The sequence below is a fragment of the Dietzia sp. NPDC055343 genome (assembly GCF_053645265.1).
The window spans coordinates 17742-28166 of record NZ_JBSHMJ010000042.1; the positions used below are offsets into that span (position 1 = coordinate 17742).

The 10425-nt window shown below is 69.6% G+C and carries 11 protein-coding genes and 1 riboswitch; of the genes, 6 read left to right on the forward strand and 5 right to left on the reverse strand.

The annotated features are described in order from the left end of the window. Positions 1 to 92 precede the first annotated feature (92 nt). From ACWIE7_RS15945 to ACWIE7_RS15955, 3 genes are read left to right on the forward strand one after another with little or no spacing between them, the layout of a single operon-like run. Positions 93 to 1211, forward strand: coding sequence for an ABC transporter permease (locus tag ACWIE7_RS15945; protein ID WP_344994149.1), 1119 nt, complete (start codon positions 93 to 95; stop codon positions 1209 to 1211). Then, positions 1204 to 2118, forward strand: a complete 915-nt coding sequence (locus tag ACWIE7_RS15950; RefSeq protein WP_454058505.1) for an ABC transporter permease — start codon at positions 1204 to 1206, stop codon at positions 2116 to 2118. Before ACWIE7_RS15945 ends, ACWIE7_RS15950 begins: the two co-directional genes overlap by 8 nt. Next, entirely contained in the window at positions 2102 to 2839 is a 738-nt protein-coding gene (locus ACWIE7_RS15955; protein WP_454058504.1) for a TetR/AcrR family transcriptional regulator, read from the forward strand. The genes ACWIE7_RS15950 and ACWIE7_RS15955 overlap by 17 nt, the downstream gene beginning before the upstream one ends. Here the strand turns inward: ACWIE7_RS15955 and ACWIE7_RS15960 are convergent. Together ACWIE7_RS15960 and ACWIE7_RS15965 are read right to left on the reverse strand one after the other, a co-directional pair. Next, positions 2795 to 3826, reverse strand: coding sequence for a formylglycine-generating enzyme family protein (locus ACWIE7_RS15960; RefSeq protein WP_452098454.1), 1032 nt, complete (start codon positions 3824 to 3826; stop codon positions 2795 to 2797). The genes ACWIE7_RS15955 and ACWIE7_RS15960 overlap by 45 nt on opposite strands. Next, the gene (locus ACWIE7_RS15965; protein WP_452098455.1) at positions 3823 to 4422 is read right to left on the reverse strand and encodes a TetR/AcrR family transcriptional regulator; all 600 of its coding nucleotides are present in this window, start codon (positions 4420 to 4422) and stop codon (positions 3823 to 3825) included. The genes ACWIE7_RS15960 and ACWIE7_RS15965 overlap by 4 nt, the downstream gene beginning before the upstream one ends. Positions 4423 to 4506: 84 nt before the next feature. Between ACWIE7_RS15965 and ACWIE7_RS15970 the strand changes: the two genes are divergently transcribed. After that, positions 4507 to 5406 carry a TauD/TfdA dioxygenase family protein gene (locus ACWIE7_RS15970; RefSeq protein WP_454069924.1) on the forward strand — a complete coding sequence of 300 codons (900 nt, stop codon included), beginning with the start codon at positions 4507 to 4509 and terminating at the stop codon, positions 5404 to 5406. Further along, complete coding sequence (locus ACWIE7_RS15975) at positions 5403 to 7766, forward strand: arylsulfatase (RefSeq protein ID WP_454069925.1); 2364 nt, start codon at positions 5403 to 5405, stop codon at positions 7764 to 7766. The genes ACWIE7_RS15970 and ACWIE7_RS15975 overlap by 4 nt, the downstream gene beginning before the upstream one ends. A gap of 68 nt (positions 7767 to 7834) precedes the next feature. On the opposite strand, the gene ACWIE7_RS15980 is transcribed toward ACWIE7_RS15975, so the two are convergent. Together ACWIE7_RS15980 and ACWIE7_RS15985 are read right to left on the reverse strand one after the other, a co-directional pair. Continuing rightward, positions 7835 to 8092: a hypothetical protein gene (locus tag ACWIE7_RS15980; protein WP_454069926.1), complete on the reverse strand. Its 258-nt coding sequence runs from the start codon at positions 8090 to 8092 to the stop codon at positions 7835 to 7837. Between the two features lie 31 nt (positions 8093 to 8123). Beyond that, positions 8124 to 8984 carry an aspartate dehydrogenase domain-containing protein gene (locus ACWIE7_RS15985; RefSeq protein ID WP_454069927.1) on the reverse strand — a complete coding sequence of 287 codons (861 nt, stop codon included), beginning with the start codon at positions 8982 to 8984 and terminating at the stop codon, positions 8124 to 8126. Positions 8985 to 9143: 159 nt separating this feature from the next. On the opposite strand from ACWIE7_RS15985, the gene ACWIE7_RS15990 reads away from it, so the two are divergent. Further along, entirely contained in the window at positions 9144 to 9365 is a 222-nt protein-coding gene (locus tag ACWIE7_RS15990; RefSeq protein WP_454069929.1) for a DUF3072 domain-containing protein, read from the forward strand. 28 nt (positions 9366 to 9393) lie between these two features. On the opposite strand, the gene ACWIE7_RS15995 is transcribed toward ACWIE7_RS15990, so the two are convergent. After that, positions 9394 to 10257 carry an MOSC domain-containing protein gene (locus tag ACWIE7_RS15995; RefSeq protein ID WP_454069928.1) on the reverse strand — a complete coding sequence of 288 codons (864 nt, stop codon included), beginning with the start codon at positions 10255 to 10257 and terminating at the stop codon, positions 9394 to 9396. 68 nt (positions 10258 to 10325) lie between these two features. Beyond that, positions 10326 to 10392, forward strand: a riboswitch (guanidine-III (ykkC-III) riboswitch). The last annotated feature ends 33 nt before the right edge of the window (positions 10393 to 10425 follow it).

Sequence of the window (10425 nt, forward strand, 5' to 3'; positions counted from 1 at the left end):
CTTGCTGTGATGAGTATCACGGCTTAGTGTGTCCACGTCAAGAAAATTAAGCGACCGCCTCATGCGGTGTCTCAAATGGAGGGTCCCCCCACGTGCTCAGGTTCATTGGCGAACGCGCTCTGCACGCGGCCGTCGTCGTCATACTCGCCGCGATCGGCGCGTTCTTCCTGATGGAGGCGGTGCCGGGAGACTCGGCGGCGTCTGCCGTCGGTCCCGGCGCGACCGAAGAGCAGTACCAGCTGGCGCGAGAAGAACTCGGTCTCGACGATCCGGTCTCCACCCGCTTCGGCAACTGGGCTGGCGACATCGTGCAAGGCGATCTCGGCAACTCGCTCATCCCGCCCAACCAGTCCGTGGGAGAGATGATCGGCAACGCGCTGCCCGTCACGATGCAGCTCGCATTCACCGCGATCATCCTGTCGCTGGCGATCGCCGTGCCGGTTGCGGTCTGGTCCGCCTACCGGCGTGGCGGGGTCTTCGACCAGGTCGCCTCGATCGTCGCGTTCGCGTTCATCTCGGTGCCGAGCTTCGTGGCCGGCCTGCTGCTCATCTACCTGTTCGTGTTCAACCACTCGCTGGCTCAGCAGGTCATCCTCGGGGCCGCGGTGGTCATCGGACTGGCCGTCGCGCTGTCGCCGATCGGTAAGCGAGGTGGCCGCGGCGCGCCCGGTGTGATGTGGGGACGCGCCCTCATCGGTGGACTCGTGGTGGGCGGCGTGCTCGCGCTCATCGCGCTGCTGCTGCCGGAGTTCCCCCGCCAGGGGTTCGTGCCCATCGCCGAGGGGCTCGGGGACAATCTCCGCAGTATCGCCCTGCCGGCACTGACTCTGGCACTCATGGAGGTCGCGATCTTCACCCGTGTCCTGCGCACGGACATGATCTCGACGCTGCAGCAGGACTTCGTGCTCTCCGCCCGGGCGAAGGGCATGCCCACCGGGCACGTCCTGGTCTCCGAAGCGCTGCGCCCGTCGACGGTGTCCATCGTCACGCTCGCGGGCATCAGCCTCGGTCGGCTCATCGGTGGCACCGTGGTGGTCGAGCGCCTGTTCAACCTCCCAGGAATGGGCAGCATGATCGTCGACGCGGTCCAGAACGACAACCTCCCGGTCGTTCTGGGCGGGGTGATCGTGATCGCCATCTTCTACGTCCTCGTCAACACCGCCGTGGACATCACCTACGCACTCATCGACCCGAGGATCCGCCGTGGCTGACATCTCTTCGACCCGCACCGATATGCCCGTGGACCCGGTCGCCCCCGTGACGCCCGGCAGGCGTCGCCGCTCACTGCCCCGGGTCTCCGGACTCGGCACCTGGCTCGCACTGGGCTGGACCGTCGTCATCGTCCTGGGCGCACTGATCGTTGACTTCCTGCCGATCGCCGAGGCTCGCGATCCCTCCCTGGCGCTGACGACCGCCTCGATGCTCCCGCCGGACCTCGGATCCGGGCACCCACTCGGAACGGACTCCCAGGGCCTGGACGTCCTGGGCGGACTGCTCTACGGCGCCCGCGTGTCGCTGGTGGTGGGCATCGGCGGCGTGGTGATCGGCGCCCTGATCGGCGGCGCCCTCGGCCTGGTCGCCGGCTACCGCGGCGGCTGGACCGACCGCGTGGTCTCGATCCTCACCGACACCCTTCTGGCATTCCCCTCCCTGGTTCTGCTCATCGCGATCGTCACCGTGCTCAACCCCACGCTGCCCAACGTCACCCTCGCGCTGGGGATCATGGTGGTGCCGTCCTTCGCGCGCCTCGTGCGGGCCAATGCCATGACCTACGCCAAGCGCGACTTCGTCACCGCCGCGAGGTCCCTCGGTGCGGGCGAGATCCGGATCATGTTGCGGGAGGTCGCGCCGAACATCTTCCCGGCGATCTTCTCCTACAGCTTCATGCTGGTGGCGGTGCTCATCGTCGCCGAGGCGTCGCTGAGCTACCTCGGGCTGAGTATCCCGAGGCCGGAGCCGACCTGGGGCAACATGATCAGCGCGGGCCAGGCGGACTTCCAGCGGTACCCCTACCTCGTGGGTGTCCCGGCCGTCGTCCTGTTTCTCACCGTGCTGAGCTTCAACCAGCTGGGTGAGGCCGCGGGACGGAAGTGGAGTCCCGGTGCAGCCAAGATCTGACGTCGTCGCCGGTGACATGCCGGACGGGGTGGAGCCCGGCGTCCAGGCCGAGAACAGAGACGCCAAGGCGGCCATGATCGAGGTCGCCGAGAAGCTCATCGGCGAGCGGGGACTGGACAACGTCTCGATGCGCGATGTCGCGGCGATGGCGGGGCACCGGAACAATTCCGCCGTCCAGTACCACTTCGGTAGCCGGGACGGGTTGATCACCCAGATCCTGCGCCGGCGGCTCGTGGCCCTGGACGTCGAGCGCAAGCGTCGGCTGGCCGAGGTCGACGAGCAGGGGCTGGGAACCGATCTGACCTCGCTCGTGCACGTGTTGTTCGGCCCGATGGTCGACCTGCTGCGTGCGCAGCCGGAGGCCACCCACTACGCGCGATTCCTCCAGCGGGTCGGGCCCGTCATGGGTCCGGCTGTGCCGGAGGTGAATCTGCGCACCACGACCGACGACGTTGTGGTGCGGCTGATCGACGTGCTGTCTCACCTGCCCCGGCGCACGGCCTTCGAACGCATCGACCTGGCCACGCAGATGTTCACCGGGTCACTGGCGGTGTACGAGGATCGTCGGGACGCGAACAACACGGTGGTCAACTCGGATTTCGACAGCGTGTTGGCGCACCTCTACGACATGGTGGAGGCCGCACTTCGCGCCGGGGTAGGTATTGGCGCGCAGAAGTCAGAGGTCGCGGACGCACCGGAACCCGAGGTTGGCGGAGGCTGAGTCGGCGGTGTTGGACGATCTCGCCGCGACCCGGTAGCGGTAGCAGTAGGAGTCGTGGCAGAGGTACGACCCGCCCCGCATGACCCGCCAGTCACCGACGCCCGGCGCGCGGCCGGGGGCCAGTTCCGAGAGCTCCTCAGGACCGGGTCCGAGGGGGTTGTCGACCCCGGACACGGCGTACCAGCCGGGGTCGAACGTGTCCGCGCACCACTCCCAGACGTTGCCGACCATCTGGTGCAGACCGTAGGCGTTCGGTCGGAACGCCCGGACCGGCGCGGTCGTCAGATACCCGTCGTCCAGGGAGTTGTGCGCGGGGAACCGGCCCTGCCACACGTTCAGGTTCCATCGCCCCCGTGGCGTGAGCTCGTCACCCCAGGGGAACCGGGCGGCCGGCAGCCCGCCCCTCGCCGCGTACTCCCACTCGGCCTCGGTCGGGAGCCGGGCTCCCGCCCACTGACAGTAGGCCGACGCGTCATTCCACGAGACGTGCACCACCGGGTGGTTCTGTAGGTCTGTGATGGAACTCCGCGGCCCGCCCGGGTGCCGCCAGTCCGCACCCCGCACCGCCACCCACCACGGCGTGGTGTCGAGCTGGTGCAGCACGTCGGCGGGGGCGGCGTCCACGGCGAGGTGGAACACCGCCGACACACCGACCTGCTCGGACTCGGTCACGTAACCGGTGTCCTTGCAGAACGTCGCGAACTGCGCGTTGGTCACCGCTGTCTCGTCCATCCGGAACGATCGCAACCGCACCTCGTGCAACGGCAACTCGCCGTCGTCGGGGTAGCCCTCGTCGTGGTGGTCGCCCATCAGGAACGATCCCGCGGGAATCACCTTCTGTCGACGCGGTCGCCCGGCGCCCGCTCCCGGAACCATGGCGCCGGGCCCCGGCGCCGCCCCGGAATCCGGGCTCTTCTCAGGTCGCGTTCGCGCGTCATCCGGACCGAGCGGGCCGGACGGGGCGCAGCACGAGCTCGTCGTCGTCATACTTCTTCTCTCTCCGTCGTGGACTCCGCACCGGATCCTGTCACGACGCGCGCCACCAGGTCCGCCATCCGCGCGTCCACGTCCGCGCGCGCGTCCTGCGTGAACCCCAGCACGTCCAGGATCTGCTCGCGCAGTACCGGCCACGCGTAGACGGTGGTCAGGGCCAGTGCCAGGTGGAGGGTGTCGACCGGCGGGGGATCGGTCATGCGCGCCACCGCCTGCGCCGGGCGGGTCGAGGCGTCCAGGACCGGGCGGCCCACCGCGCCCGGGTCGAGAGAGAGCCACACCAGCAGGCGGCTGAAGTCGGGATTGTCGGTGGCGCCCAGCAGCATGGACCGGATGGCCGCCCCGGCGTCGTCGTAACCGTCCAGTCGCGCGGACCCGTGCCGGAGCCCCTGGTCGAGGACCGCCGCGAGCAGGTCGTCCTTGTTTCCGACGTGTCGGTGGATCAGGCCGAGGTTGACCTCGGCGGCGTCGGCGACCTCCCGCAGTGGTGCGCGGGGGCCCCGGGCGGCGAAGATCCTGCGAGCGGTCCCCAGTACGGCGCGTCGCACGGCTTCGCGCCCGGTGGGTCGGTGCGATTTCGGGCTATCCATGGACAGGACTGTAGACGAATGTCTACAGTCTGTGTCATACCCCCTCGCCACACCCTGCGCGAGTCCCGGAAAGGACACACCGTCTTGCAGATCACCATCGGTGAGCACCAGATAGAGTTCGGCCCCAAACGGCTGCGGCTGAGCGCCGACGACGCCGTCCCGGCTCCCTACCAGCACGTGGGGGTCCGGCCGGTCACCCCGTACATCGGGGCCGAGATCTCCGGTGTGGACCTGGCCGACCCCACATCGGCGCAGATCGATGAGCTCAAGCGCGCGCTGCTCGAGCGCAAGGTTCTGTTCTTCCGCGACCAGCAGCACGTGACCGCCCGCCAGCACCGCGACTTCGCCGCGAACTGGGGCGAGCTCGAGGTCCACCCACTGCTCGACCAGGGCGAGCTCCCCGAGGTCGTCCGGTTCGACCGCGGCCAGGACAACCCCGGCATGGAGAACATCTGGCACGTCGACGTCTCGTGGCAGCAGCGCCCGCCGCTCGGGTCGGTCCTGCGTGCCATCGACGTCCCCGAGGCCGGCGGCGACACCCTGTGGTCCGACATGGGCAACGCCTACGACGCCCTGCCCTCTGACATCAAGGAGCGCATCGACGGTCTCACCGCCACCCATGACTTCACGCCGTCGTTCGGGCTCGGCATGACGCCAGAGAAGCTGGCCGCGATGCAGGAGGCCTACCCGCCGCAGCATCACCCCGTGGTGCGCACCCACCCCGAGACCGGGCGCAAGCTGTTGTTCGTCAACAGTCTGTTCACCACGCGGATCGACGGCGTGGATCCCGAGGAGGGCGCGCACCTGTTGCGGCGCCTGATCGACCAGGTCAAGATGCCCGACTTCCAGGTCCGGCTGCACTGGGCGCCCGGCACCGTCGCGTTCTGGGACAACCGCGCCACCCAGCACTACGCGTGTAGTGACTATTTTCCGAACCGCCGCGTCATGGAGCGGGTCGCGATCGAAGGGGACGTGCCGGCATGAGTGATCTCGACCGGCATGTCCTCCCGGCCCGCCGCCTCGCCGGCCGGATTCCCGCCGAGATGGACCGCCGCCACCAGCAGGACGCGTTCCCCGGCGCGGAGCAGGTCCACGCCCCCGACGGCGCGCCCAACATCCTGTTGGTGATGCTCGATGACGTCGGCTTCGGCACCTCCTCGGCCTTCGGCGGCCCGTGCCGCACGTCCACGATCGAGCGGCTGGCCCGGGACGGCGCCGGCTACACGCGTTTCCACACCACGGCCCTGTGCTCGCCGACCCGCGCGGCCACCCTCACCGGCCGGAACCACCACAGCGTGGGCATGGGCGTGATCTCCGAGATGGCCACCCGTGCCCCCGGTTACACGGGGGTCCGGCCCGACTCGGCCGCCACCGTCGCCCGGGTCCTGCGCGGCAACGGCTACGCCACCGGCGCGTTCGGCAAGATGCACCAGACCCCGCCGTGGGAGACCACGGCCGCCGGGCCGTTCGACCGCTGGCCCACCGAGGAGGGGTTCGACACCTTCTACGGATTCCTCGGTGCCGAGGCCGACCACTTCGTGCCCGTCCTCTACGACGGACGTCGACAGGTCGATCCGCCGCGCACCCCGGAGGAGGGTTACCACCTCACCGAGGACCTGGTGGATCGCGCGATCCGGTGGACCGACGAGCTGGGATCCTTTGCCCCCGACCAGCCGTGGTTCTGCTACCTGCCGTTCGGCGCCGTCCACGCGCCGCTGCACGTGCCCGAGTCGTACCGGGACCGCTACTCCGGTGAGTTCGACGACGGCTGGGACGCGCTGCGCGAGCGCACACTGGCCCAGCAGAAGGAACTCGGCGTGGTGCCGGAGGACACCGAGCTGGGCCCGTGGGCGCCCGGCCTGCCGCACTGGGACGAGCTGGACCACGACGAGCGCCGGGTGGCCGCCCGTCTCATGGAGCTGTACGCCGGGTTCCTCGAGTACACCGACGACCAGGTGGGGCGCATGATCGACCACCTCGAGGCCACCGGAGCGCTGGAGAACACCCTGGTCCTGTACATGGTGGGGGACAACGGCGCCTCCACCGAGGGCGGCCGTCTGGGCGCGTTCAACTATCTGGCCGGTCTCAACGGGATCCCGTCGACGACCGAGGAGCTCCTGGAGAACTGGGACTCGCTCGGCGGGCCGGAATCGTATCCGCACTTCCCCTCGTCGTGGGCGCTGGCGCTGAACACCCCGTACCAGTGGGCCAAGCAGGTCGCCTCGCATTACGGCGGCACCCGCAACGGGCTGGTCGCGCACTGGCCGGGACGGATCGCCGAGCCCGGGCGTCTGCGCCACCAGTGGCACCACTGCGTGGACATCACGCCCACCATCCTCGAGGCGGCCGGCCTGCCCATGCCGCACACCGTGGACGGGGTGGCGCAGAAGCCGCTGGAGGGCGTGGGCATGGCGTACACGTTCACCGCGCCCGACGCGCCTGACCGGCACACCACGCAGTATTTCGAGATCTTCGGCAACCGCGGGATCTATGACCACGGCTGGACCGCCGTCACCGCGCAGCGCGCGCCGTGGCTCATGGCCACCGGGGGCGTCGACCTGCCCCCATTGTCCGAGAGCAGGTGGGAGCTGTACGACACGAGCGTCGACTGGTCGCAGTCCCGCGACCTGGCTGCCGAGCATCCGGAGCTCCTCGAGCGGCTCAAGACCAAGTTCATCGCCGAGGCGGCCCGGTATGACGTGCTGCCGCTCGATGATTCCACGGTCGGTCGCCAGGCCGGCGCCGAGAACCGGCCGCCGCACCCCATGGCGGGCCGCTCGTCGATCACGCTATACCCGCACATGGACGGACTCAACGAGAAGGCCGCGCCGAAGCTGTTCAACCGGGGTTTCCTGCTGTCGGCGTCACTGGACGTGGCCCCCGAGACCGCTGAGGACGACCCGTGCGAGGGCGTGCTACTCAGTCTGGGCGGCCGCTTCGGCGGGATGGCGCTATACCTGCTCGAGGGCGTGCCGGTGTTCGAGTACAACTTCTTCGGTCGCGCACGCGGCAAGGCCGAGGGCACCGCGCCGTTGGCGCCGGGCGCGCACACGGTGGAGTTGGAATTCGCCTACGACGGCGGGATCGCCGCGGGCGCCGACCTGGTGCTGTTCGTCGACGGCGAGCAGGTGGGTGCCGGGCGCATCGCGGTGACCGCACCGGCGATGTTCAGCATGAACGAGACACTGGACGTCGGTCGCAGTCGCGGCAGTGCCGTGAGCCACGCCTACGACGGTGCGTTCCCGGTGCGTGGAGCGGTGCTGCACCACGTGCGCGTGGACCTGCAGAGCGGCACCGAGTTGCCGCGGGCGCGCAGGGAGCGGATCGAGTTGGCCACGCACTGACAGATCCGAACAGAGGGCGGCCCCGCCACGCGTGACAGCGTGGCGGGGCCGCCCTTGATGCGGTCGGTTCAGAACACCTCGAAGGCGTAACCGATCAGCCCTATCACCAGTAGTAGGACGACGACGACGACAACCACGATCCACACGTATGCACCCGTTTTGCCGGGCTGAGGAGTCGGGCTCTGCTCCATCGTCTCGGATTCGGACACGCGCTCGGTGCCGGTGTGCTCCGGGGTCTGCGGTTCGCCGGGCGCGCCGGCGGGGCCGGGCTTCCCGGTCTCCGGGTGCTCGTGGGGGCCGGAGTCTGACGGGCGGGCGTTGCTCATATCGCACCTCTCGATCGACTGGGTGCACACGCTAGGGGCCGATCGGCACACCTTCCACCGGACGACCGAGCACGACCGCGCCCGGGCCGACGCCGTCGTGGATACTGATGAGCAGTTCCGCGACCGACCACGCGGTGATCGCGGAGGTGCGGCCGCCGGAGTCGGGGTCGAGGGAGTTCTCGAAACTCATCTCGTAGCTGCCCATCGGGGATTCCCACTCCACGACGTGGCGGGTGCGGGTGACCCGGGGGTCCGCCAACACGATCACCTCGACGAGGTCGAGCCCGAGCGTCGCCAACGCGAGAGCGACGGACGCGTTTGACGTGCGCGGGTACTCCAGGGCCGCCTCGCGAGCGCTCCCGCGGAACACCTCGCGGTGCTCGGACAGCCCGCCCTCCACGCCCAGCGCCGCGGGGCTCTTGATGGTGTAGTGGCGCAGGCGGGCGTCGGCGGTGCCGGCCCGGGCGGCGGCCGCCAGTACATCCAGCCCGCCGACGGCGCCGGCGGGCACGAGCACCCGGCCCGCGCGAGCCGCGCCGGGCCCGGTCGAACCACCGATCAGGTCACGGGGATTCTCGTGTCGGGCGAAGACCCCGCACGAGCACACGATGATGTCCTTGCCGGCGGCCGTGACCTGCGGGATGTACTCCTCCGCAGCGGCGACCGTGGTGGCCTCCACCACCACGTCGGCCGCGGCGATCGCCCGGTCGAACTCGGCCTCCGTACTGTCCGACCGCAGCACGCTGACCAGCTGCGCGTCGGGAACCCGCCCGTCCGCGATCGCCTCGACCACGGCTCCGCCGATCGCGCCGGAACCGATCACGGCCACGTGCAGCGGTCGGCCGCTCGCGGGAGTGTGCTCCGATACTGAGGAGGAGAGGAGAGGCGTCATGGTGAGGCCACCGTACCCGCGACCCTCTGCATCTGCGCCGTTCCGTTGCCCCTCCGCGCTGGCGCCGCTGAGCGGTTGAAGACGCCCGCGCGGTACGTAGCGTGGTGTCCATGACGAACGCCGATCCGAACCGCGCCGTCGACCCCCGGGCCCGAGACCCTGGGCGCGCCCACTCCAGAGGGCCGGAACCCCGGGGACACGTCTCTACAGCGCGATCCGGACGACTGGGTCACCGGCGACGAGCCCATGACGCAGGCCCAGAAGAGCTACCTCGACACCCTCGCTCGTGAGGCGGGGGAGGAGTTACCCGCGACCCTCACCAAAGCCGAGGCGTCCGAGCACATCGACCGCCTGCAGAAGGGCAATCCGCACCGGGGCTGACGGGCCGGTAGTCCTGGTTGCGATGGGCTCAGTACAGGCGAACCGGGTCGCCCTCGGTGATCCGACCGGGCTCGATCACCCGGAGGTAGACGCCCAGATCCATGCCCGTGTTGCGGACCAGTGACTTCAGGATGTCCCGGTCGTGGGGCAGCTCGGCCTGCGGAAGGCCCACCATCACGCACCGCGCGATGGGCGTCGTGACCTCGCAGACCACGTCGCCGATGCGCAGCTGTCGGCCCACCCACTCGAACTCGGGGAAGCCCTCGGCGCCGGGCTCTCCGGCCACGATGACGTTCTTACGGAACCGTCGCGCGTCGATCAGCGAGTCCGGGACGGTGGCCTGCAGCGACCCCAACGCCGTGGTGGTGGCCAGCGAGAGCGGCATGGCGTCGAAGTAGGTGCCCCGCGGGGTGACGTAGTCGAACAGCTCGGCCAGCAGGTCCTCGGGAAGCGTGGAGAAATCCGGGAACGGGTCATCCGGACCCAGGTCCAGCTGAGCCCGTATGTCGGCCCTGGTGATCCGGCCGCGGCGGTAATGTTCGTGGTCGTCGGGTGAGCGGCGTGGCCACAGTGTGACGGTCCGGCCCGTCGCAGCGGACAGGGCGTCGTGGATCTCGTCGTCGTCGCTCCGGACCACGGTGCCATCAGGACACGTGATCTCGATTGCCGGCGTGGAATCGGCGGCGGGCTCCTCGAGATAGCGCGCGTGGAACTGCAGCAGCGAATTGATCCGCTTGGCCCCGCGGATCTCCGAGGCCTGCTCGTCGCGCACGGCCCAGCCCCGGTCTCCGGGGAAGCCCCACCGCTCGGTCACCTCCGTGGAGACGACGCGGTCTCCGCGCATCGACTTGACCGGGTATCGCCACAGCTCAGAAACCTCGCCCACCTGCATGGGCTCATGCTACGAGGTGGTGACGCATCTGACGTTGCCCGGGCCGGACCCGTGTGACAACCTCGATCACAGGACCCCGACACGGGGCCTCCGGACGAGGGGTGCCGTACCCGGTGCGCGACAAGACGGCCCGCAGGAGGCCGTCATGGCGTGGATAGTTCTTGTCTT